Below are 23,389 nucleotides of genomic sequence, written 5' to 3'. Positions count from 1 at the left end.
CCGTATGCGGGAAACCCGCACGTACGGATCTGTGAGGGGTAGGGGGCGCAATCCATGATAGGAGAGGCCCCGCCTACTCGACCATTTCGCGGAAAAGATGAAGGGGAAGTTAAGCTGCTCCTATTCTCCTCCTGATCGGAAGGGATAAAGGTACATTTTCGCGAACAGCCGCAGGCAGAAACGGGGATGTCGGATCGGTCGACCCCGAGAGTTACAAGGGTCATGGGTATGATTGCTTCATTATGGAAATCCGCCAAAAGTAAAAGGACCGGAGGCAAAGCCTCCGGTCTTTCTTACCGTGTCACCGGAACTTGGGATAATCATTCTCTCAGATCGTAAGCCCGGTGGCGGGGAAATGAACAAATGATTGTATCGGCAATAGCGCGGGCTCCGTTATCGTGAAGCTTGCAACAACCAATCCGAACAAGGTGGGGGTCAAGCGGTATGAGAACAAAGTCAGGGGTTCTGTTAAGCTCGGTACTGATTCTCGGCATGGCGCTATCCGCATGCGGTAACAACGAAAACGACGGCGCGGGGGCATCTCCAAGCGACTCGCCGGCGGCAACGGAAAGCGCGTCTTCCGAAGCTCCGTCCGAGACGCCGAAGGAGGAGGAACCGACGGAAATTACGATCATGCTTCCGCTCAATATCGCGGAGACGCCTCCGGATACGATCAAAAACGAAGTCGAGAAGCTGACGAACACGAAACTGACGTACCAATTCTTCCCGGCGGACACTTACGAAGATAAATTAAACGCGACGCTCGCCACCGGCTCGCTGCCCGAAGTCGCCTATCTGAAAAACCAAGCAACGCTCGTCAAGATGAAAGGCGCGATCCGCGACGGACAGTTCTGGGAAATCGGACCTTATCTCGGCGAATTTCCGAACCTGAGCAAGCTGAAGCCGCTGATCCTGAACAATACGAAGGTCGACGGCAAGCTGTACTCGCTCTATATCGGACGACCGCTCGCCCGCCAAGGCATCATCTACCGTAAAGACTGGGCGGATAAGCTGCAGCTTAAGACGCCGGAGACGGTCGACGAAGTGATCGCGATGGCGAAGGCGTTCACGGAGCAAGATCCGGACGGAGACAGCAAAGCGAACACGATCGGTCTCTCCGACCGCAACGATCTCGTCTACGGCGCGTTCAAAACCGTCGCTTCCTGGTATTCCGCGCCGAACAACTGGGGCGAGAAGGACGGTAAGCTGCAGCCTGACTTCACGTTCCCCGAATATGTGGCGGCGATGGATTTCATGAAAACGCTCCGCGACGCCGGCGCGATGAACCAGGATTTCGCGGCAACGAGCAAGACGGACCAGGTCGCCCTATTCAACAGCGGCAAAGCCGGCATATATATCGGCGCCATGTCGGATATCGACGCGCTGAACAAGGACCTGATCAAGAATGTTTCCACCGCGGTCGTCGACACGGCGGCTCTTATTAAGGGGCCGAACGGTCAGCAGACGACCTGGGCGATTCCAGGCTACAACAACGTCGTCATGTTCCCGAAATCCGGCATTAAGGACGAAGACGAGCTGAAGAAAGTGCTTGCCTTCTACGACAAAATGATGACCCCGGAAGTGGCCAACGTGATGTTCTGGGGTATCGAAGGCACGCACTATACGGTTCAGGACGGCAAAGCCAAGGCGACGGATAACGCCGACTTGATCGAGCGCGAAGTGAAAGGCTTCAAGGACAGCCTGATCGGCGAAGCGGAGACGAACGGCACGTATGAGGGCTTCTTCTCTCTTCCGGGACGCGTTCGTGCCGAAGAGTTCACGAAGCAGCAAGAAAGCTTGGCGATCCACGATCCGACGGCGGCGCTCGATTCCCCTACCTATACGGAGGAAGGCGTGGAGCTGCAGAAGATCATTACGGACGCCACGTATCAGTATATTTACGGCAAAATCGATCAAGCGGGCTTCGAAAAAGCGATCGCGGAGTGGAAGAAGCGCGGCGGCGACAAAATCATCGAAGAGTATAACGCGGTATACAAAAAATAAGGCGTATAAGAAGATGCGAGTGGGCTGTTGAACCGGTTAACAGCCCTTCTCGATTATCGCGTGCAGGAAAGGAAGAAGCGTGATGGAGAATACGAACGCCGGGCAGCCGCTTGCGCGAAGCTCCGGCAACCCGTTCATGATGCGCCTTAACCGCAACAAGCTGCTCTACTTGATGGTGCTGCCGGGCCTTCTCTATTTCTTGATTTTCAAATACGGTCCGATGTTCGGTCTCATTATCGCTTTCCAGGACTTCAAACCGTTTAAAGGCATTTCGGGAAGCGAGTGGGTCGGCTTCGACCACTTTCACCGGCTGTTCAGCGAACCGGATTTCCTGAACATATTGACCAATACGCTCGTTCTGTTCGGCTTCAGCTTGCTATTCTATTTCCCCGTGCCGATCATTCTGGCGCTAATGCTCAATGAGGTGCGCAATAACGGCTTCAAACGGTTGTTTCAATCGCTGGTCTACTTGCCGCACTTCATGTCGTGGGTCATCATCGTCTCGATCGGGTACGTCATGCTTACGATGGACGGCGGCATTATCAACTCGCTCATCGAGCAGCTCGGCTTTAGCAAAATCAATTTCCTGCTCAGTCCCGAATGGTTTCGTCCCACTTACGTTATTCAAGTCATCTGGAGGGAAGCAGGATGGGGTACGATCATCTATTTGGCGGCCATGGCGGCGATCGATCCGCAGCTCTACGAAGCGGCTCGCATGGACGGCGCCGGACGCTTGCGCCAAATTTGGCATATTACGTTGCCCGCGATTCGAAGCGTGATCATCTTGTTGCTCATTCTGAAGATCGGCGACGTACTGGAACTTGGCTTCGAGCATGTGTACTTGCTCCTGAACTCGATGAATCGCGACGTGGCGGAAATTATCGATACGTACGTCTACTCCGTTGGCTTACAGCAAGGGAAATTCAGCTATAGCGCCGCGATCGGACTCTTCAAATCGCTAATCGGGTTGATCCTCGTCATAGCGGCGAACAGGCTGGCCAAAAAATTCGGCGAAGAAGGCGTCTATTAAAACGCTTTAGGGGGATGCCTCATGGTACAGGATCGAACGCTCGGGAGCCGACTGTTCGGCGCCGTTAACTTCACGTTGCTGACGGTCATCGCGCTCGTTACCGTCCTGCCGTTTCTTCACGTCTTGGCGGGATCGTTCACGACAAGCGCGGAAATGGCCGTCAATAAATTCGTACTTTTCCCAAAGGAATGGAGCTTCGAGGCTTACCGCTTCGTTTTCTCGACGAATACGATCTTTCGGGCAATGGCGGTATCCATCGGCATTACGGTGCTCGGCACGCTGTTCAGCATGCTCGTCACCGCCATGATGGCCTACGGATTGGCTCGCAAAGATCTCGACGGCCGCAAGATCGTCATGTTCCTGGTCGTATTCACGATGCTGTTCCAAGGCGGGCTCATCCCGACGTTCCTCGTCGTCAAGGAGCTCGGTCTGATCGACAAATACGCCGCGCTCGTGCTGCCGCTGGCGATTAGCGCGTTCAACATGATCATTCTGCGCAACTTCTTCCAGAACATCCCCGACGGACTGGAAGAGTCGGCCAAGATCGACGGCTGCAACGATTTCGGCATCTTTTTCCGCATCGTGCTTCCGCTATCGATGCCGGCGATCGCGACGATTTCGCTCTTCTATGCGGTCACGTACTGGAATACTTACTTAAGCGCAATCTTGTACTTGAACGATAGCAAGATGTGGCCGATCCAAGTGTTGCTCCGGCAAATCGTCGTGCTCGCGAGCGGCTTCGACTACAGCCCCAGCCTCGACGGCGTCGTGCCTCCGCCGGATCAAGCGGTCAAGATGGCGGTCATCGTCGTGGCGACGGTACCGATACTGGCCGTGTATCCGTTCTTGCAAAAGCATTTCGCCAAAGGCGCGCTGATCGGTTCGATCAAAGGATAACCGCGGCGGTCGATCGGGCGATCCTTCAAAAATAAACGGGAGAGGGTGGATTCGTTATGGAAGCGAAGCAAGACATAAAGACGCCTAAGCAATGGGCGCAAGCGATGTGCGATTCGATGATGGAAGCTTTCGCTCCTGAAGAGCTGCCGCCGGCTCGCCGATGGCATTATCATCAGGGCGTGTTTCTATGCGGAATGGAGATGCTCGCGGAGCATACCGGCGATCATCGGTACGATGCTTATATTCGCGGTTACGTGGACGATCTCGTAGACGAGCACGGCAATTTCTATTTCGCGCGGGACGAACTGGACGCCATTCAGGCGGGGCTGCTGCTGTTCCGGTTACGCGAACGAACCGGGTTGCCGAAGTACCGTCTCGCGGCCGATAAGCTGAGAAGCTTATTCCATACGCTCAACCGGACGGCGGAGGGCGGCTACTGGCACAAGGACAAATACCCGTACCAGATGTGGCTCGACGGCTTATACATGAGCGGCGTCTTCGCCATGAAATACGCGAACGACTTCGGCGAACCGGCTTTGCGCGAGGAAGCGCTTCGCCAAGAGAGCTTGATGCGCAAGCAAATGCATGATCATCGGACGGGGCTGCTTTATCACGCATGGGACGAGAGCCGGCAAATGCCATGGGCTGATGCGCGAAGCGGGTGTTCTCCGGAATTCTGGGGCCGCTCGATCGGCTGGTACGCCCTCGCGCTTGCGGAGTTTCTCGAGCTGCTGCCCGCAGAGTCGGAAAGCTACGGGATTGTGGCGGCGACCCAACGGGAATTGATCCATTCGCTGATCCGATACCAAGATCGGGCGAGCGGATTATGGTATCAGGTCGTGGATAAAGGGCATCTGCCCGACAACTGGCTTGAAACCTCCTGCTCTTGCTTATTCGTATACGCGATCGCCAAGGCGATACGGCAAGGCGTCGTCGGCGGCGAGTGCCTCGATGCCGTTAAGAAAGGGTACGCCGGGTTGATCGGGCGGTTGCGGGCGGACGAACGGGGCATGCCGGCGTTGCCCGATATTTGCATCGGCACGTCCGCCGGCGATTACGACAATTACGTCACTCGCCCGACAAGCGCGAACGACCTGCACGGAGTCGGCGCGTTCGTCATGGCGTGCGTAGAGGTCGATCGACTGCAGGCATTATTCGACAACTAGAGGGAGATCGGCGTTGAAGATTAGCCGAATTATTATTTCCGCCCCCAAGCGAGCATGTTGCGTTGGAACTCCTTCGGGGAGCAGCCGTTGAAGCGCTTGAACATTTTGTAGAAGTGGGCCATGTTGGCCATGCCGATCTCGTCTCCGACCTCGCTGACGCTCATGTCGCGGGTGAGGAGAAGCTGCTCGGCTCTTTTGATTTTACGAAAATTGACGTATTCGGTGAAGCTGAGCCCCATGATCCTCTTGAAAAATTTCACGAAATAATAATAGCTCATGTTCGCCAGGCGGCAAGCGTCGTCGACCGTAATCCTCTCGTCGATGCGCGATTCGACGAAATCGAGCACGGGCTTGAGGCGAATGCGTTCTACCCGGTCTTGATCCGCGAGCAGGCCGCGATGGTCGTTGCGAATGAGGATGAGCATTAACTTCTTGATGAGCATGTTAACGGCAAGCTCGTACCCGCTTTCCTTTTGCAACGCTTCCTGTTGGATTTGGCGGATGCATTCGGCGGCGGACACGCGGGCTTCGGGATTCTCGCGGAATATGTAGTTCATCGCGCTGAGGGGCACTTTCGTCTCGTTGAAATATTGCAAATAAGGGATCGTGCTTTGGTCGAAGTACGTGTTCAGGTCGAATTGAAGCACGGTATAAGTCAGCTTGCCGTCGGGGCTGCGGTCCCGGTGCAATTGGGAGTTGCCGAGTATGACGACGTCCCCCGCGCGCATCTCGAGCGTCTCGTCGCTGAGGTCGACGTGCAATTCCCCTTCGTGAACGAGAAACAGCTCGCATTCCGGATGGTAGTGCCAGGATACGGAACCGGAGTCATAGCGGGTGGATTGCCAGATACGAAGGGAGAGTAGCGGGTTCTCGTATTGGATCTTTTCTCTGAGCGCTTGCACGGGTTCATCCCCTTAAATGACAAAATCACATAATATTCTCGTAGCTGGGCGAATGGGAAAATTGCCGAAGTATGTTACACTAATTGTAAATTGTATAGGGCTCGCCCGCAAGGAGGACAAGCATTTTGTCAAAAGTTAACGTTGGGATGATCGGTTGCGGAGGCATCGCCCTCGGGAAACATTTGCCTTCTCTCGCCAAAATCCCGGAAGCGCAAGTGGTCGCGTTCTTCGACGTCGCCCCCGATCGGGCGCACGACGCGAAAAATCGCTTCGGCACGCACGACGCGAGAGTGTACCACGACGTGTACGAGCTGCTGCGCGATCCGGACGTTCACGTCGTGCACGTCTGCACGCCGAACGATACGCATGCCGAGATTTCGATCGCCGCGCTCGAACACGGTAAGCACGTTCTGTGCGAGAAGCCGATGGCCCGCACGTCGCACGACGCCCGCCGCATGCTCGAGACGTCCGAGCGCACCGGCAAGAAGCTGAGCATCGCGTACCAGAACCGCTTCCGCTCGGATAGCCGCTGGCTGTACGAGGCTTGCCGCGCCGGCGAGCTGGGAGAAGTGTATTTGGCGAAAGCCCATGCGGTTCGCCGCCGCGCCGTGCCGACTTGGGGCGTGTTCCTCGACCAAGAGAAGCAAGGCGGAGGCCCGCTCATCGATATCGGCACCCACGCGCTCGATCTCGCCCTCTGGATGATGGACAACTACGAACCGAGAACGGTGCTGGGAACGACGTACCGCAAGCTGGCCGAGCAAGGCAGCCAAGCGAATCTATGGGGCCCGTGGGACCCGGCCAAGTTCACGGTCGAGGATTCCGCCTTCGCGATGATCACGATGAAGAGCGGCGCGACCGTCTGGCTGGAGTCGAGCTGGGCGCTGAACACGCTCGACGTGGACGAAGCGAAAGTGTCCTTGAGCGGCACGAAAGCGGGAGCGGACATGAAGAAGGGCTTGCGCGTTAACGGCGAGCAACACGGCCGCTTGTACACGCAGGAGATCCAGATGTCGGGAGACTTCGGCGGCAATCCGTTGCCGGACGACGCCGCGGAGCAAGAAGCGCGTTCTTGGATCGATGCCATCCGGCACGACCGCAGCCCGGTCGTCACGGCCAAGCAGGCGCTCGTCGTGCAGGAAATTCTCGAAGCGGTATACGAATCCGCGGGCAAAGGGCAAGCGATCAGCTTCGTCTAAGGATTCGGCGCGGCTTACGGCGACTCCAAGGGCGATCCGCTTGTCGAACGAGGCAAAAAAGACGTCGGGAAAATGGAGTGGAAAGAGGCATGCGTTTTCATGTAAAATGGATTTGCAGGCAAGATGAACACGCGTACATTTTTCATTCCGAACGAACATTTTCGATGAAGGGTTTGGTGGAATCCAGTGAAATCAGGAGTATTTATCGTCTTATTCGGACAGCAATCGTTCGAGCAGGCACTTGACACCGCGAAAGCGGCAGGCCTTCAATCGGTCGAAATCGGTACGGGAGCCTATCCCGGAACGTCGCACGTCAACGCGCAAGCGGTCGTGAACGATCCTGCGGCCATCGCTCGCATTCGCGACGCGGTCGATTCCCGCGGCCTTGCGATCAGCGCGCTGAGCTGCCACGGCAACCCGCTGCACCCGGACAAAGCCATCGCCAAAGCGCATCACGACGACTTCGTCGCGACCGTTCAATTGGCGGAGAAGCTCGGCGTCGACACGGTCATCACGTTCTCGGGCTGCCCGGGCGACTCCGAGAACTCCAAATATCCGAACTGGGTCACTTGCCCTTGGCCGGAGGATTTCTTGACCATCCTCGAGTGGCAATGGAACGAAGTCGCCATTCCGTACTGGAAAGAGCAATCCGCGTTCTGCCGCAAGCACGGCGTGCGCGTCGCGATCGAGTCGCATCCGGGCTTCCTCGTCTATAACACGGAGACGGCGCTTCGTCTTCGCCGCGAAGCGGGCGACAATATCGGCGTCAACTTCGACCCGTCCCACTTGTTCTGGCAAGGCATGGATCCGATCGAGTGCGTCAAAGCGCTCGGCGACTCCATCTATCACGTACATGCCAAGGATACGAAATTGGACGGCCGAAACATCGCGCTTAACGGCGTTCTCGATACGAAGCATTACGGCGACATCCTGAACCGTTCCTTCGTGTTCCGCACGGTCGGTTACGGCCACGACGAAGAATTCTGGAAAGACCTCGTCAGCGTGTTGCGTCTCGTCGGCTACGAAGGCACGATCAGCATCGAGCACGAGGACGGCATCATGAGCGTGAACGAAGGGTTCACGAAAGCGGCGAAATTCCTCAACTCGGTTATCCTTCATGAAAGCGCGGGTGAAATGTGGTGGGCGTAAACTCGAAAAAACTTAACGTAGGCATGGTCGGCTACAAATTCATGGGCAAAGCCCACAGCCATGCGTACAAAGACGTCGGCATGTTCTTCGAACCGGCGGCCGACGTCGTCATGAAAGCGATCTGCGGGCGCGACGAGCAAGGCGTTAAAGACGCGGCGAACAAGTTCGGCTGGGAATCCTACGAGACCGACTGGCGCAAAATGGTCGCGCGCGACGACATCGATTTCGTCGACATCAACGCGCCGAGCGACGCGCACAAGGAAATCACGCTTGCGGCGATCGCCGCGGGCAAGCACGTCTTCTGCGAGAAACCTCTCGCGCTGAACTTGGCGGACGGCCGCGAAATGCTCGCCGCCGCGGAGAAAGCCGGCGTCAAGCACGCGGTATGCTTTAACTACCGCTTCCTGCCGGCCGTGCAGCTGGCGAAGCAAATCATCGACGAAGGCCGCCTCGGCGAAATTCACCATTACCGCGCGACTTACTTGCAGGACTGGCTCGTCGACCCGAACACGCCGCTCGCCTGGCGCCTGAAGAAGGAAGTCGCGGGCTCCGGCGCGCACGGCGACATCAACGCGCACAGCATCGACCTCGCTCGTTTCCTGATCGGCGAGTTCGACCGCGTCGTCGGCCACAGCCGCACGTTCGTGAAAGAGCGTCCGATTCTGACGGGCTCCGCCGGCTTGTCCGGCACGGGCTCCTCGACGGAGAAAGGCGAAGTGACCGTCGACGACGCGACCGGCTTCATCGCCGACTTCAAGAACGGCGCGATGGGCATGTTCGTCGCTTCCCGCTTCGCCGCGGGACGCAAGAACCACAATACGTTCGAAATCCACGGCAGCAAAGGCTCGATCCGTTGGGACCTCGAGAAGCTCAACGAGCTGGAAGTGTACTTCCGCGAGGACGAGCCTAACTTGGCCGGCTTCCGCCGCATTCTGGCGACGGAGCCTTCGCACAAGTATGCCGGCAACTGGTGGCCGACCGGCCACATTATCGGTTACGAGCACGCTTTCGTTCATATCGTATACGAGTTCGTGCAACACATCGCGACCGGGTCTCCGTTCGCGCCGACGTTCTACGACGGCGTGAAATGCCAAGAGGTGCTCGAAGCGGTCGACTTGTCGATCGAACGCGGCGCTTGGGTCGGCATCGAAGAAGTGTAACGTAGATGCAGCGCGGCAGAGCCGTTCGGACTTTCCTACCGGGGAAGTTCGAACGGTTTTTTTGTCGCAACTTTTGTCGGAGCGAATTGCCGGTCAAACCGGATTGCAGCCTGCGAATCCCCTCGAAGTAGCTCCGTAGTCAGGTCAAACCCAATTGCAGCCCGCGAATTCCCTCAAAGTAGCTCCGTAGTCAGGTCAAACCCAATTGCAGCACGCGATTTCCCTCGTAGTGCCTCCCTAGTCCGGTCAAACCCAATTGCAGCCCGTGAATTCCCTCGTAGTGCCTCCCTAGTCCGGTAAAACCGGATTGAAGTAGAAAATCAAATTAAATGCCTGCGAACAGTGACTGTCGAGACGAATATTTAGAGTTGGTCGGACTAGTCCCCACGAACTGTTGCGGCGCCACAATCCTGCCCGTTCAAACTTTACATTGCGATAACGATATTCGAACAAATGGAAAACACGGATTTGATAGTTTTAGGGGGAGAGGTAACGATTTCCTACTTAAACGCAGAACCGAGGTGTTCTCTTGATGAGTCCGACCGCTCCAACAATGCCCGCTGACGGTGCCGCTCGGTTATCCGCCGAACCGGAGCCGACCGTAGCCGCGCAGCAAGCGCCTATGTCCGCGCCGCAAGCAACCAAGCATGCGCAGCAATCCGCCAAATCGGCCGAGCCGGCCATCCACGAGCTGTTCCGCCCGATCGCCGTGCGCGAATGGATGAAGAGCTGCCCGATCATCTCGCCGGACCAGCAAAGCGACGATCTCGTGTCGCTGTTTCGCCGGAAAACGCAATTCGATTGCGTCGTCGCTTGCGACGAGTCTCATCGTCCGATCGGTTTGATCATGAAGGCCCGGTTTTTCCGCTTGCTAGGCTCGCTGTACGGCATGTCCCTGTTCGGTCACCGGCCGGTCGCGGCGATGATGGACGTGAATCCTCTCGTCGTCGACGTGGGCGTCGATCCGCAGGAGCTGATCGACCGGGCGCTGTCCCGAGCGGAGGAAACGTTCTACGATGCGGTGTTGTTGACCGATAACGGTAAATTCGCAGGCATCCTTACGGTGAACGACTTGCTCAACGTCTCGCGGCTTCTTCAACGGGAAGCGGTCAGCAGACAGCTTCGGACGATCCGGGACACCGAGGCGATGATCGGAAGCATCAGCGAATCCGTAGGCAAAGTGACCGGCGCGGCGACCGAAACGATCGAATGCGGCGAAAGAATCGCCGAAATTACCGATCAAGGCCGCGAGGAGCTGGACGGCATGCTCCAGCTGTTCAGACTGTGGTCGGCGAACGCGGGCAAGCAGGAGAAGGCGGTCGAGGAGCTGACGCACCGAACGGAAGCGGCGGACGGCATCATCCGGCTCATCTCGGAGCTGGCCGACCAGTGCAACTTGCTGGCCGTCAACGCGACGATCGAAGCGGCGCGCGCGGGCGAACATGGCAGAGGCTTCGGCGTCGTCGCCCAAGAAATCCGAATACTGGCCGATCAGACGAAACGGTCCGCCGGCCAGATCACGGCGCAGATCCGTTCGATGTCCGAGGCGGCCCGGTCCGCGGCCAGACTCGTAAGCGAAGGCAAACAAGGGGCCGACCGCGGTATCGGCCAAGTAAAGAAGACGGAGGACGCGTTCGCGCAGCTATGGAGCTCCTCCGAGCTGAACCGGGAAGCGGCTTCGAGCCTGATCGCGGCGTCCCGCGAAGCGAAGAATACTTCGAGCGACGTGCTCGAAGCGTTCAAGAAGCTCGTCCGCCAGCTGCATGCATAAGAGGATGTTCAAAAAGTCCGATTTTGAATTCAACCTTCTCGGTGCTGAAAACCGAACCTTTTGAACTCGTGCATAAATTTAACAATTCGCATACGAAACTCGAATAGGCGCTTTACAATTCGATCCTATACTGACCCTAGTAAATGATTTCTACCATATTCAGAAGGGTGATCAGAGTCGATGTTGCTAAAAAAAGCGTCTATTGTATCTGTAATCGCGTTAGCCGTTGGAGTATCCGCCGTGTCCGCGGTATCCGCCGCGACGGTAACGACGGCAACGAAAGCAAGCGCGGTTAAGATTTCGAAGTTCGGTTATATCGTGAACGGAATGCCGGTCAGCTTGAGCGCGTTTTTCGAAAAAGGCAAAACGCTCGTTTCCGTTAGAGAGCTGGGCGACAAGCTCGGCGCGACGATCGAATCGGCAAAAGGCGTCGTAACGGTCAAGTTGAACGGCCATGCGGTAGAGCTCAAAGCGGGCAGCGACGAACTGAAAGCGGACGGAGTCGCTCAGAAGCTGGACGTCGCCGTTAAATCCGTGAACGGATCGACCTACATAGACCTGAGAGCATTCGTGCACGCGCTCGGCGGCTCTTTCGCCAAAGACGCGACGGGCGCCACTTGGATCGACGCGGACTTGGTGTCGGACGTCGACCACGTGCAATGGGCGAACGCTTCCAAGCTGATCGCTTCCCAAGAAACCGAGACGGGTCGCATCGACTACATCGTCGACGCCGTTACCGGCCAATATTCGAAGCTGCTCGACGCTGCGGACGCTTCCGACCTGATCATTGCTCCAAACGGCGACAAAGCGGCATACACGAACGCGGCGGGCGAAGTATTCGTCATCGACCTCGCTTCCAAGAACGCGACGAAAGTAAGCGCGGATACGTCCATCAAGCCCGAGCTCGTATGGTCCGCGGACGGTTCGGCGATCTACTTCCTCCAAGGCGACAAAGGCAGCGTCATCGCCAAGCTGGATCTAGCCGCCGGCAAGATCAGCAAAATCCTTGAAGACAAAGTCGATTATAAAGCGAACCTGAACGTCTCGACGGACGGCATGACGTTCACTTACACGGTCACGAAGCCGGGCGCCGTCGTAGCCGACGCAAGCAAACCGGTCGAGAACGACGACGTGACGATCGACATGAAAGGCACCGAGCCGCAATTGTTCCAATTCGTCGTCGATCCTGCCGTCAAGGACGCCAAAGCGGTCCAACTGACGACGACGACGGACGATAAAGTGTTCATTAACGCCGCGGCTGACGGTTCTTCCGTCGAATACGTAAGCGTAAGCGACGAAGCGAACGCGAAGTCTAAATTGCTGCAAGTCGGCAAAGACAAAACGGTCAAAACGTTGTTCGAAAGCAAAGACGTCTACCAAGCGACATTGTCGAACGGCAAATGGTTCCTGCTCACCGAAGGCGACAGCGCGAACCAATCCGTGTACGAAGTCAACGCGGCTACCGGTTCGGCAAGCGTGCTGAGCACCGTTGCCGCAGGAGTGACCGACGTGATCGCGAAATCCGGCGCGCCGATCGCCGTCATTAACGACGGCATTCTGTACGTCAACGTCAACGGCCTCTGGAAGCCGACATCCCGTTAATCGAATTTCCCAATCGAGAGGAGAACTTTGATCAATGAAATTATTCAAATCGTTAACGGTTGCCGCCATGGCGATCGCGCTCGTTACTTCTTCCGTATCCGTCGCCGGAGCCGCAAGCACACTGAGCGGCAAAATCGTCATCAACGGCTCGTCCGCATTGCTTCCGCTCACTCTTCAAGCGGCCAACGAATTCAAGAAGCTGAACCCGAAAGTGAAAATCTCCGCTTCCGCCGCCGGCTCCGTAACGGGCCCGCAATCGGTTCGCAAAGGCATCGCCGACATCGGCGCGGTCGACTGGGACGCTTCCACGGACGTACCGGGATTCAAGAAGTTCGACGGCCAAGTGCCGAATAAAGTCGCCGTCATCCCGTTCGCGGCCGTCGCCAACAAAAACGTCGGCGTGAGCAACTTGACGACGAAGCAACTGCAAGACATTTTCTCCGGCAAAGTGACGAACTGGAAAGACGTAGGCGGCTCCGACGCCGACATCATCGTCGTCAACCGCGCGTTCGGTTCCGGTACCCGCGTCAACTTCCAAATGAAGGCGCTGCAAGGCACGGACTTCATCACCAAGGGCAGCAACTACAAAGAAGTCAAATCGAGCGGCGACATGAAAACGGCCATCGAAACGACGCCTAACGCGATCGGTTACATCGACCTCGTGTACGTCACGAGCAACATGAAAGCCATGCAAATCAACGGCGTTTCTCCTACGGAAGCGAACGTCATCAATGGTACTTACAAAGTATGGGGCTACGGCTACTACATGACGAAGGGCAAACCGACGGGCGCGACGAAAGCGTTCATCGAGTACGTCCAAAGCGCGAAGTTCCAGAACGGCTCGCTGAAAAAATTGAAATTCATCCCGATTTCCGCGATGAAGAAGTAATAGCAACGACCGGCAGCATAGATCAATCCCAAATACGGCGGAAACCAGCATGGCATCGTGAAGCCAAGCTGGTTTCTGCATGAAAGGAAGACGATACCGATGCAAATGGAGTCGACCGTTCCCGCGCGTCTCCCGTCGTCCGGAGCCTCAGAGCTCGGCGGCAGCATCAAATCCGGTTCCGGCAAATCGTTCGACCGGAAAAACAGGCTTCTGTTCTACAACCGTCTGTTCAAAATCGCATGCATCGCGAGCGCCGCTTTCGTATGCGTCATTCTGTTCGGCATCTTGTTCTTCATGTTCCGAACCGGCGTGTTAACGTTCCAAGACGTTTCACCCGCGACGTTCTTCCTATCTACGGACTGGACGCCGGAGAACGAAAGTTACGGCGCGTTCGTGTTTATATTCGGCACGTTCGCCCTTACCGCGCTGACTTTAGTCATCTCGGTTCCCCTCTCGATCGTGGTCGCGGTGTTCCTGGCGGAGATGGCGCCGAAGTGGCTGCGCAATTTCCTCCGCCCGGTGCTCGACTTGCTCGTCGGCATTCCGTCGGTCGTGTACGGCTTCCTCGGCATGACGATTCTCATTCCTCTGCTGAGGGACGTGACCGGCACGAACATGGGCGACGGCATCCTCGCGGCGGCGATCGTGCTGACGATCATGGTGCTGCCGACGATCAGCCGCATCAGCGACGACGCGATCAGCGCCGTGCCGCGCAAATACAAGGACGCGTCCTACGCGCTCGGCGCGACGAGATTCCAGACGGTATTCAAGGTCGTCATCCCGGCGGCGCGAAGCGGCATCATGTACGCGGTCATCCTTGGCATGGCGCGCGCGATCGGCGAGACGATGGCCGTCGTCATGGTCATCGGCAACACGCCTCAGCTCGCAAACGCGCTGTTCAAGCCGACGTCGGTGCTGACGAGCAACATCGTCATGCAGATCGCCAACGTGCCGTTCGACTCGACATGGAACTACGCGCTCTACATGATGGGTTTCCTGTTGCTCGTCATTTCGCTCCTCATGATCGTGCTCGTCCGATTGCTGCAACGTAAGGGGGCTCAACTATGAACGTCGCGACGAACGCCCGCAAGGACGCCTTCCAGACGGGGAAAAGCTTTAACCGGGCCAAGAACAAGGCGTTCACCGGCTTCGTATGGATCGTCTCGGCTTTGGTCGTCCTGTTCATCTTCGGGCTTCTGTTCCTGATCTTGAAAAAAGGATTGCCAAGCTTGACGTGGGATTTCATCTTCGGGCTTCCGAGCGAGATGGAGGAAGGCGGCGGCATCGGACCGGCATTGTTCAATTCCTTCTACATGCTGTTCATTTCCTTGCTCATATCCATTCCGCTCGGCATGGCGGCCGGCATCTACCTCGCCGAGTTCGCTCCGGCGAACAAGCTGATCGCGTTCGTGCGCATCTGCGTGGAAGGTCTGGCTTCCGTTCCATCCATTATCTTCGGCTTGTTCGGCATCGCTCTATTCGTAGAGATGATGGGTATCGGCCTGACGATCATCGGCGGGGCGGTCAGCTTGGCTTTTCTGAACTTGCCGGTCATGACCCGGGTAACGGAGGAATCGATCCGCGCCGTTCCGAAGGAATTGAAGCAAGCGTCGTTCGCGCTGGGCGCCACCCATCTGCAGACGATTCGCAAGGCGCTCGTTCCGACCGCGATCAGCGGACTCGTGACGGGCATATGCTTGGTCGCGGGGCGGGCGTTCGGCGAGAGCGCGGTCATCATTCTGACCGCGGGCGTGACGACGTCGGGGGAGATGTGGGATTTCAATCTACTCTCTCCCGGAGAAACGTTGGCGGTTCATCTCTGGTACGTCCAATCGGAAGCGATCGTGCCCGATGCGGTATCGATCTCCGACAAAGCGGCCGCCGTGCTCGTGTTCATCATTCTGATGTTTAACGTACTCTTCCGGATTCCTCTGTGGATCAAGGAGCGAAACAACCGTTAACGATTATTTTGTCATTAAACGGAAAGTAATGGCGATACGTTTTTACATTGCGTTAACAAAAGTCGTGCATTCGGTTAATGTTTTCTGCCTACAATAGGTTCTGTAAGCCAAATCGAGAGAGTTGGAAGGGGAACCTACTAGAATGAAGAAGACATTGATCCTTACGATGGCCCTGACGTTGACGCTAACGCTTGCCGCATGCGGCAAAAACAATAATGGAGGCGGCAACGCGAGCGGAGATCTTTCCGGCTCCTACCTCGCAAGCGGATCTTCCGCGCTGCAACCTCTCGTAGACCAAGTATCGAAGAAATTCATGGACGCCAACTCCGGCGTCTCGATCCAAGTACAAGCCGGCGGTAGCGGCACGGGCTTGACGCAAGTGTCCGAAGGACAATCGCAAATCGGCAACTCCGACGTCTTCGCGGAAGAGAAACTCGACGCGGACAAAGCGAAGGAACTCGTCGATCACCAAGTCGCGGTCGTAGGCATCGCGGCGGTCGTAAACAAAGAAGTCACGGTCGACAGCTTGACGAAACAGCAATTAATCGACATTTTCACCGGCAAAGTCACGAACTGGAAAGACGTAGGCGGCGCCGACGCGAAAATCCAAATCATCAACCGTCCGTCCAGCTCCGGTACCCGCGCGACGTTCGAGAAGTTCGCGCTCGGCCAGAAGACGGAAGATCTGCAAGGCTCCATTCAAGAAGATTCGTCGGGCACGGTCAAGAAATTGGTCGGCGAAACGCCGGGAGCGATCGGCTACTTGGCGCTCTCTTACCTGGACGACTCGGTGAAATCGGTGAAATACGAAGGCGTGGAAGCGATCGAAGACAACGTGGCGAACGGAACGTATCCGGTATGGGCTTACGAGCACATGTACACGAAAGGCGAACCGGATGCGGCCTTGAAAGCTTTCCTGGATTACATGGTAAGCGACGAAATTCAGAACGGCGACGTTAAAGAACTTGGCTACATTCCAGCTAGCCAAATGAAAGTGAAGCGCGACGTTAACGGCAACGTTTCGAAGTAATCGCAATTCCATATATCCTGCGCCAATCAAGAGGTAGCCTGGCTATCCTCTTGATTGGTTGCGTAAAGGGAGAGATCTATGGCTCGGTCGCCAGAACGACAAGTCGCGAAACCGCATCTTGCGGAGGAATGGGTCGGCAAGATTTATACGCTCTTGTGCATCCTGTTCCTCGTTACCACCATTTGTTCCATCGTCTATTTCGTCGCTTCCAAAGGGCTGAGCACGTTTTTCGTCAACGGCGCGAACGTCATCGATCTGGTGACGGGATTGAAGTGGTCTCCCGAAGGGGAACCGCCTTTGCTCGGCGCGCTTCCGTTTATTTTCGGTTCGTTCAGCACGTCCATTCTCGCCGCTCTTATCGCGGCTCCGCTCAGCTTCTGCGCGGCGGTGTTCATGATCGAGATCGCTCCCGGCCACGGGCGCAAATATTTGCAGCCGGTCATCGAGCTGCTCGCGGGCATCCCGTCCGTCGTGTACGGCTTCGTCGGCCTTAGCGTTATCGTTCCTTTTTTTCGCAACGTCTTCCCGGGTCAAGGCATCGGGATCGCGGCAGGCGCCCTCGTCCTGTCGATCATGATTCTTCCTACCATAACGACGATAGCAACCGACGCGCTGTCCGCGCTGCCGAAAGGGCTCAAAGAAGGCTCTTACGCGCTCGGCGCGACGCGTTGGCAAACGATATCCCGCATCGTGCTTCCGACGACGCTTCCCGCTCTCATGACCGGCATCGTTCTTGGCATCGCGCGGGCGTTCGGCGAAGCTCTCGCCGTCCAGATGGTCATCGGCAACGCGCCGCACATTCCGCGGTCGCTGTTCGAATCGGCCTCCACGCTCACGAGCGCCATTACGCTTAGCATGGGCAACACGGCGATGGGCTCGCTCGCGAATAACGCGCTGTGGTCGCTTGCGCTCATTCTCATGCTGATGACGTTCGTCTTCGTCTTCATCGTGCGCTGGCTGGAAGGGAGGAAGGCATCTTGAACGCGAAAACGAAGGATAAAATCGCGACGGGCGTATTCGTGGCGGTCGCGGCATTCATCGTTCTATTATTGGCGGGACTTCTCGGCTATATTCTGTTCCGCGGCGTCGGCCATATCAGCTTCGACTTCCTGACTTCCGCGCCGGAGACGATCCGTAAAGGCGGAGGCATCGGTCCGCAGCTGTTCAACTCGCTCTTCCTGCTCGTGCTGACGATGATCATCACCATTCCGATCGGACTCGGAGCGGGCATCTACATGAGCGAATACGCGCCGGCGAACCGGATGACGAACGCGATTCGCCTGATCGTCGAAGTGTTAAGCTCGGTGCCTTCGATCATCGTCGGCTTGTTCGGCTTGCTTGTCATCGTTAACCTATTCGGCTTCGGGTTCTCGCTCTTCTCGGGCGCGCTCGCGCTGACCGTATTTAACTTGCCGCTTATGGTTCGCATCACGGAACAAGGCTTGAAAGGCGTCCCTCGCGAGCAAAAGGAAGCAAGCCTCGCGCTCGGGCTGTCGAAATGGAAGACGATCACGTCCGTCATGCTCCCGATCGCCTTGCCGGTCATTCTGACGGGAACGATCCTGTCGGCAGGCCGCGTGTTCGGCGAAGCTGCGGCGCTCCTGTTCACGGCGGGCATGAGCTCGCCGAGACTCGACTTCGCGGATTGGAATCCTTTCAGCCCCTTCTCGCCGCTTAATCCGTTCCGGCCCGCGGAGACGCTCGCGGTCCATATTTGGAAAATCAACTCCGAAGGAATCGCGCCCGACGCCGAACAGATCGCCGCCGGCGCGTCCGCGGTGCTCGTCATTACCGTCCTGCTGTTCAACTTCTTCGCGAGGTGGCTCGGCCGTTACCTGTACCGCAAATTCACGGCGATCAAGTAAGCCGGATCGCACGATTAGGAGGCAGCACGCATGCACCAGAACACCGGATTGTCCGCCGAGAACCTAAGCGTCGCCTACGGGGAACGGGTAGCGGTCAAGAACATATCCTTGTCGTTCGAGAACAAGCAGGTTACGGCGCTGATCGGTCCGTCCGGCTGCGGCAAGTCGACGTTCCTGCGCAGCTTGAACCGGATGAACGATCTCATTCCGGGCTGCAAAGTGACGGGAGACATATGGATCAGGGACAAGAACATCAACAGCCCGCAGACGGACGTTGTATCGCTCCGCCAGCGCATCGGCATGGTGTGGCAGCGCCCGAATCCTTTTCACAAATCGATCTACGAGAACATCGCTTTCGGACCGCGGTATCACGGCACGAAGAAAAAGAAGGATCTCGACGATATCGTCGAACAATCGCTTCTCAAAGCGGCGTTATGGGAAGAGACGAAGGATCGCTTGCACAACTCGGCGCTCGCGCTCTCCGGCGGTCAGCAGCAACGGCTGTGCATCGCCCGTTCGATCGCGGTCAAGCCCGACATTATCCTGATGGACGAACCGGCTTCCGCGCTCGACCCGGTGTCGACGTCCAAGATCGAAGAGCTGATCGCCGAGCTGAAGCGGGAATATTGCATCGTCATCGTGACCCACAACATGCATCAAGCGGCGCGCGTATCCGATAAGACGGCGTTTTTCCTGAACGGGGAAGTCGTCGAATACGACGCGACGCCGACGATATTCACGAATCCGCGAAAACCGGAAACGAACGACTACATCACGGGGCGGTTCGGATAAATTGGTTTTCCATCCACGCAAAGGGAGAGTCGGCCATGAACTCCATTATCGAAATCAATGACCTGGACTTGTTTTACGGGGACTTCCACGCGCTGAAGCACGTCAACATGGAGATTCCCGAGAAAGCGATCACCGCGTTCATCGGTCCGTCCGGCTGCGGCAAGTCGACGTTGCTGCGGACGTTCAACCGGATGAACGACATGATCGCCGGCACCCGCATCGAAGGCAAGGTGGAGATCGCCGGCACCGACATCTATTCGAAGGAAGTCGACGTCGAGACGCTTCGCAAGCGCGTCGGCATGGTGTTCCAACAACCGAATCCTTTTCCGAAATCGATCTACGACAACGTCGCTTACGGCCCGAGACTGCACGGTATCACCGACCGCAAGAAGCTGGACGAGATCGTCGAGACGAGTCTAAGATCGGCGGCGCTCTGGAACGAAGTGAAGGATCACCTGAAGCGTTCCGCGAACAGCATCTCCGGCGGCCAGCAGCAACGGCTGTGCATCGCCCGCGCCCTCGCGGTCGAGCCCGACATCTTGCTCATGGACGAAGCGACGTCCGCGCTCGATCCGATCTCCACGCTGAAGATCGAGGAGCTCGCGCAAGAGCTGAAGGACCGTTACACGATCGTCATGGTGACGCACAACATGCACCAGGCGGCGCGCGTATCGCAACAAACCGTGTTTTTCCTGAATGGGGAAGTCGTCGAGTATTCGGAAACGGAGCAACTGTTCTCCAATCCGACGGACCAGCGCACGGAAGATTACATTAGCGGACGGTTCGGCTGAAACCGGGAGAGGATGAATTCGGATGATGATGGTAAAGCGGTTGGAGTTCGATCACGGTTTGGAGGAAATGACGCAATTGCTCGTGAAAATGGGCGATCGCGTGGAGAAGGCGCTCGTCGATTCGATGGAGGCTCTCAAGAACGGCGACGTGGAAAAAGGCAAGTATATCGTCAAATCCGACATCGAGCTAAACCAGTTGGAGGAGAAGATCGGCGAAATCGGCGCCAAGCTGATCGCGACGCAGCAGCCGGTCGCCAAAGACTTGCGCCGTATACTGATCGCCTTCAAAATCTCGTCCGACCTCGAGCGCATGGGCGACTTGTCCGTCGACATCGCCAAAGTCGTCATTCGGTTGGACGGACAGCCTCTCATGAAGCCGCTGATCGACCTGCCTCGTATGGCGGAGCTCGTCGCGGTCATGATCCATGAGTCGCTGCAATCGTATATCGACGAGAACGTCGACCTCGCTTATAAGAGCGCGAAGGACGACGACCAGGTCGACGCGCTCTATGCGCAAATCATTCGCGAGATGCTGACCTTCATGGTCGAGAATCCGAAGACGGTCAGCCAAGCGATGCTGCTGAGCTTCGTCGGCCGCTACATCGAGCGGATCGCGGATCACGCCACGAACATCGCCGAGAGCGTCGTCTACTTGATGACCGGCAAACGTCCGGATCTGAACCAATAGCATAAATAAGGCGCGGGAAGCGCCGAAAGAGGCCGTCAAAGAAGCGTATTTGCTTTCTTGGCGGCTTTTTTGCCGCACTTTTACGTTGCGTTGACATAGTAACGCATTCCCGTGAACAGAATGGTGTTATTTTATGGATAATGGTGTCGAACGCAATCAATCGAATGCGGAGGCGGAATGGCATGAACAGCGGAATAGATAGTCGAATGGCGTCGCTCTCGGAACGTTGGGCGAACGAGCAAGGCGAGCGGCCGGCGAGCGGTCTATTTTTGCTCAGGTGGGAGAGAGGGCAGCAGGTCGAGTTGACCGGAGGCCATCGCGCGAGAGTTCGCCGTTCGCTCGAAGCGATCGCGCTGCGGCTCTCGAAGGTGACGGATACGGTGAAGCAATGGAACGCGAGCGGTACGACGCTGGCAATGATCGTAACGTTCCCGGATATTGCCGACGGCGAAGAAGGAACGGCAGACGCGGCGGCGGGCCGAATGGCGTTTTTGCTCCGGGACGTGGCCATCCGCGTCTTGACGGATCATCGGCTGCCTGCCGCGCTCGAGCTCGGAAGCTCGCTCCGTTGCGGATTCGGTTGGATTCTCGAGGCGAAGTCCGATCGCGGCGCACGCGGGCGAATGTCCGAGAAAGCCTGGGAGAGCGCGATTATGGGCGCTTACGAGAACGCATGGCAACGGTTGACGTTCGCGGGAGGTCCGATCGTCCGGTTTCCTCTTTCCGAGATGGGCATTCATCCGGCGGAGGCCGATATCGGCGTCCGTTATAAGCCCATCGTGTCTCTCCTGGACGGTTCGCTTTACGGCTACGAAGCCGTTCCGGTCAGCCGCAGGAATGGTTCGGCCATCGACCCGAGAACGTTCTACGAGCTGGCGGATCACGGAGGCCGACTGTTCGAGAGCGATCGCAAATTCCGGGAAGCGGCCATTCGGGGCTTTCCTTCCCGCAACGGAGACGTCAAGCTGTTCCTCCCCGTACCGGCCAAAATCATCTACGATCCGAGACTGTATCCCGGCAGCACGTTGCGCAGAATCGAAGCGGCGAATTTGCGAAGCGAACACGTCGTGCTCGTCCTCGTCGGCGGGGGAGACGAGGCGGTCGCCACGGCGAAGGCGGCACTCGGCCATTACCGCAATCAAGGATTCCGCATCGCGTTGCCGGGCGTCCAGCCGAGCGTGCAATCGCTTCGCCGGATGAAAGACCTCCATCCCGATTACGCGACGATCGACGTCGGCGGGAGCGAAGGGGAATCGATCGATGCCATCGAAGAAAACTTGCTTCAAGCGTTGATCGCCATCGCGAGGAAAGAACAGATCGTCTTGATCGCCGGCGGATTAAACCGGGACGACAGGCTGCCCGCGCTCGTGGACGGCGGCATGAATTACGCGCAAGGCGAGTGGATCGGGGCGGACCACGAGCAATACGCGATATCCGGACAGCAAGTCGCGCAAGCGATCCGGCAACGGGTGAAGAGGAAGTACAAAGGGGCCTCCGGCACTTTGTCGGAGTTGGCTTCCCCGGTGATGCAGTTCGGACGGGACGCGCAAGTGTCGGAAATCTCGAGGCATTTCGAGTTGCACCGGGAAGAGCAAGGGATCGTCATCGCGGAAGGCGGCAAGCCGATCGGTTTGCTCATGAAGGAGAAGCTTCACCAGCTACTGTCCGGGCAATTCGGCTTGCCGCTCTATTGGAACCGTTCCGTCGGCAAGATCATGGATACGCATCCGATGATCGTCGACGAATCGATCTCCGTCGATCAAGCGTCGCAGATGGCGATGGCGCGGGAGCCGGACAAGCTGTACGATGCGGTCGTCATTACGCGGGAAGGCATCGTGACGGGGATCACTTCGATCCAAGCGTTGCTCGAATGGGTGACGAAGACGCGAATGGCGGACGCGCAGTGGGCGAATCCCTTGACGGGTTTGCCCGGCAACGAGCCGATTCGGCGAGAGCTCGTCCGGAGGTTGGCGGACGGCCGTCCGTTCGACGTGCTGTACGCCGACTTGGACCATTTCAAATGGTATAACGACCATTACGGCTTTCAGCGGGGAGACGACGTCATCCGCTATACCGGAGAAGCGTTGCTGGAGGCGGTTAAGGCGAGGGAGGCGGCCGAAAGCTTCGTCGGACACATCGGCGGCGACGACTTTATCGCGATCTGCTCGGGGACGGACGCGGAGGAGCTGGCGGGGGACATGATCGCGCGGTTCGAGAGAGGCATCGCCGCGTACGTCGACAAAGGCGGTCCCGTGCTCATCGAAGACCGGTCGGGAAGGGCGGTGGAAGCGACGGGCTTGTCGATGTCGTTATCCTTGCTACGCTGCGAGACGACGGAAGGGTGGACGCCCGAGTCGTTATCGGAGAAGGCGGCGCTGCTCAAGAAGAAGGCGAAGAGAATCGCGGGCAATTCGGTCGTCCAGGAATGGCTTCGTTTGCATGAACTGACGATCTAGGATTTAACCTGGCATTAACAATAGGCGCACGTTGCGT

20 protein-coding genes are annotated in these 23,389 nt (G+C 57.3%); 19 read left to right on the top strand and 1 reads right to left on the bottom strand.

Annotation, left to right across the window (positions count from 1 at the left end):
- Positions 1-444: 444 nt before the first annotated feature.
- The 4 genes from ACFPPD_RS24680 (at position 445) to ACFPPD_RS24665 (ending at position 5,097) form a co-directional block, all read left to right on the top strand.
- On the top strand, positions 445-2,004 hold the full coding sequence (locus tag ACFPPD_RS24680) for an extracellular solute-binding protein (RefSeq protein ID WP_209751175.1): 1,560 nt from the start codon (positions 445-447) through the stop codon (positions 2,002-2,004).
- 136 nt (positions 2,005-2,140) lie between these two features.
- Complete coding sequence (locus ACFPPD_RS24675; RefSeq protein WP_378083743.1) at positions 2,141-3,034, top strand: ABC transporter permease; 894 nt, start codon at positions 2,141-2,143, stop codon at positions 3,032-3,034.
- 21 nt (positions 3,035-3,055) lie between these two features.
- On the top strand, positions 3,056-3,931 hold the full coding sequence (locus tag ACFPPD_RS24670) for a carbohydrate ABC transporter permease (RefSeq protein WP_209751171.1): 876 nt from the start codon (positions 3,056-3,058) through the stop codon (positions 3,929-3,931).
- Positions 3,932-3,987: 56 nt separating this feature from the next.
- Positions 3,988-5,097 (top strand): glycoside hydrolase family 88/105 protein, encoded by a 1,110-nt coding sequence (locus tag ACFPPD_RS24665; protein ID WP_209751169.1) that lies wholly within the window; start codon positions 3,988-3,990, stop codon positions 5,095-5,097.
- Between the two features lie 32 nt (positions 5,098-5,129).
- Here the strand turns inward: ACFPPD_RS24665 and ACFPPD_RS24660 are convergent, their stop codons facing one another.
- A complete protein-coding gene (locus ACFPPD_RS24660) occupies positions 5,130-5,999 on the bottom strand; it encodes an AraC family transcriptional regulator (protein WP_209751167.1) in 870 nt (289 codons plus the stop codon).
- 125 nt (positions 6,000-6,124) lie between these two features.
- Here ACFPPD_RS24660 and ACFPPD_RS24655 point away from each other — a divergent pair, with 125 nt between their 5' ends.
- The 15 genes from ACFPPD_RS24655 (at position 6,125) to ACFPPD_RS24585 (ending at position 23,352) form a co-directional block, all read left to right on the top strand.
- Complete coding sequence (locus ACFPPD_RS24655; RefSeq protein WP_209751165.1) at positions 6,125-7,198, top strand: Gfo/Idh/MocA family protein; 1,074 nt, start codon at positions 6,125-6,127, stop codon at positions 7,196-7,198.
- Between the two features lie 186 nt (positions 7,199-7,384).
- Positions 7,385-8,347 (top strand): sugar phosphate isomerase/epimerase family protein, encoded by a 963-nt coding sequence (locus ACFPPD_RS24650; protein WP_209751163.1) that lies wholly within the window; start codon positions 7,385-7,387, stop codon positions 8,345-8,347.
- A gap of 23 nt (positions 8,348-8,370) precedes the next feature.
- Positions 8,371-9,507, top strand: coding sequence for a Gfo/Idh/MocA family protein (locus ACFPPD_RS24645; protein WP_209751181.1), 1,137 nt, complete (start codon positions 8,371-8,373; stop codon positions 9,505-9,507).
- Between the two features lie 532 nt (positions 9,508-10,039).
- On the top strand, positions 10,040-11,278 hold the full coding sequence (locus ACFPPD_RS24640; RefSeq protein WP_209751161.1) for a methyl-accepting chemotaxis protein: 1,239 nt from the start codon (positions 10,040-10,042) through the stop codon (positions 11,276-11,278).
- Positions 11,279-11,518: 240 nt separating this feature from the next.
- Complete coding sequence (locus ACFPPD_RS24635; protein WP_209751159.1) at positions 11,519-12,880, top strand: stalk domain-containing protein; 1,362 nt, start codon at positions 11,519-11,521, stop codon at positions 12,878-12,880.
- A 34-nt stretch (positions 12,881-12,914) separates the two neighbouring features.
- The gene (locus ACFPPD_RS24630; RefSeq protein ID WP_209751157.1) at positions 12,915-13,769 is read left to right on the top strand and encodes a phosphate ABC transporter substrate-binding protein; all 855 of its coding nucleotides are present in this window, start codon (positions 12,915-12,917) and stop codon (positions 13,767-13,769) included.
- Between the two features lie 105 nt (positions 13,770-13,874).
- The gene (gene pstC, locus ACFPPD_RS24625) at positions 13,875-14,837 is read left to right on the top strand and encodes a phosphate ABC transporter permease subunit PstC (protein WP_209751179.1); all 963 of its coding nucleotides are present in this window, start codon (positions 13,875-13,877) and stop codon (positions 14,835-14,837) included.
- Positions 14,834-15,730, top strand: coding sequence for a phosphate ABC transporter permease PstA (pstA, locus tag ACFPPD_RS24620; protein WP_209751155.1), 897 nt, complete (start codon positions 14,834-14,836; stop codon positions 15,728-15,730). The genes pstC (ACFPPD_RS24625) and pstA (ACFPPD_RS24620) overlap by 4 nt, the downstream gene beginning before the upstream one ends.
- 142 nt (positions 15,731-15,872) lie before the next feature.
- Positions 15,873-16,760, top strand: coding sequence for a phosphate ABC transporter substrate-binding protein PstS family protein (locus ACFPPD_RS24615; RefSeq protein ID WP_209751153.1), 888 nt, complete (start codon positions 15,873-15,875; stop codon positions 16,758-16,760).
- A gap of 78 nt (positions 16,761-16,838) precedes the next feature.
- Complete coding sequence (pstC, locus tag ACFPPD_RS24610; RefSeq protein ID WP_209751151.1) at positions 16,839-17,741, top strand: phosphate ABC transporter permease subunit PstC; 903 nt, start codon at positions 16,839-16,841, stop codon at positions 17,739-17,741.
- Positions 17,738-18,625 carry a phosphate ABC transporter permease PstA gene (gene pstA / locus ACFPPD_RS24605; RefSeq protein ID WP_209751149.1) on the top strand — a complete coding sequence of 296 codons (888 nt, stop codon included), beginning with the start codon at positions 17,738-17,740 and terminating at the stop codon, positions 18,623-18,625. Before pstC (ACFPPD_RS24610) ends, pstA (ACFPPD_RS24605) begins: the two co-directional genes overlap by 4 nt.
- Positions 18,626-18,655: 30 nt before the next feature.
- Positions 18,656-19,417 (top strand): phosphate ABC transporter ATP-binding protein PstB, encoded by a 762-nt coding sequence (gene pstB / locus ACFPPD_RS24600; RefSeq protein WP_209751147.1) that lies wholly within the window; start codon positions 18,656-18,658, stop codon positions 19,415-19,417.
- A gap of 35 nt (positions 19,418-19,452) precedes the next feature.
- Entirely contained in the window at positions 19,453-20,208 is a 756-nt protein-coding gene (pstB, locus tag ACFPPD_RS24595; RefSeq protein WP_209751145.1) for a phosphate ABC transporter ATP-binding protein PstB, read from the top strand.
- Positions 20,209-20,236: 28 nt separating this feature from the next.
- Complete coding sequence (gene phoU / locus ACFPPD_RS24590; RefSeq protein WP_209751177.1) at positions 20,237-20,896, top strand: phosphate signaling complex protein PhoU; 660 nt, start codon at positions 20,237-20,239, stop codon at positions 20,894-20,896.
- Positions 20,897-21,078: 182 nt separating this feature from the next.
- Positions 21,079-23,352, top strand: coding sequence for an EAL domain-containing protein (locus tag ACFPPD_RS24585; RefSeq protein WP_209751144.1), 2,274 nt, complete (start codon positions 21,079-21,081; stop codon positions 23,350-23,352).
- The last annotated feature ends 37 nt before the right edge of the window (positions 23,353-23,389 follow it).

Origin of the sequence: Cohnella suwonensis, from assembly GCF_042655365.1 — a bacterium.
Classification (GTDB): Bacteria; Bacillota; Bacilli; order Paenibacillales; family Paenibacillaceae; genus Cohnella; species Cohnella suwonensis.
Note: the sequence above shows the minus strand (reverse complement) of the source record. Positions and strands in the feature narration are given on the sequence as shown.